The sequence below is a fragment of the Clostridium sp. AF27-5AA genome (assembly GCF_003478415.1).
GTDB classification, from domain to species: domain Bacteria; phylum Bacillota; class Clostridia; order Lachnospirales; family Lachnospiraceae; genus Otoolea; species Otoolea fessa.
In genome coordinates this window covers 1-500 of record NZ_QUFH01000037.1, presented here as the reverse complement: position 1 = coordinate 500, position 500 = coordinate 1, and the positions used below count along the sequence as shown (strand labels likewise).

Annotated in this window: 2 protein-coding genes; both read right to left on the bottom strand. The window is 59.2% G+C overall.

Going from position 1 to position 500, the window contains the following annotated elements; all coding sequences use genetic code 11:
- The coding region (locus DWY89_RS14210) for a DNA cytosine methyltransferase (protein WP_182434592.1) at nucleotides 1-169 on the bottom strand (169 nt) is incomplete at its 3' end.
- Nucleotides 156-500: hypothetical protein (locus DWY89_RS14205; protein ID WP_118524786.1), on the bottom strand; the 345-nt coding region annotated here is incomplete at its 5' end. The genes DWY89_RS14205 and DWY89_RS14210, both read right to left, overlap by 14 nt.

Sequence of the window (500 nt, the reverse complement as noted above, 5' to 3'; positions counted from 1 at the left end):
CCTTCGTAATATCTCCCAAATGCGCCATATCGGGAAAGTGCCTTTTGGTTATGGAGATGGGCGCTTTTTCAATCTCGCTGGCCCAGACCGGACGGATACCGCACCGGGAAGCAGCCAGAGGGAACACGCCGATCCCGTCGAAAAGGCTCCCCAGCTTAATGTCCGGCATGGCCCGGGGTGCCGTGTCCCTTCACGGCAAGCACCCCTTCCAGCGTTGTCGCCGCAATGCCCAGCCGTCCGGCAACCGCAATATCGTTTTTCACATCCTCGTCCACAACGCTGCCGCAGACGATCAGGGTATGAGAACGCCGCAGCATATCCCGGCGCATATCAATCCCGGCCTTATGTTCCTCGGGAACGCTGTCATTCAAAAACAGCGGCAGGTACAAGAGCGGGCAGATCGGGGAAAAGCCCGCCTCATAAGCAAGGCGGCAGTAGTGAGCCGCCAGCTCCATATCAACATCCGGCTCGCCGCTCCATGCGGCGGTCAGGTACGCTAA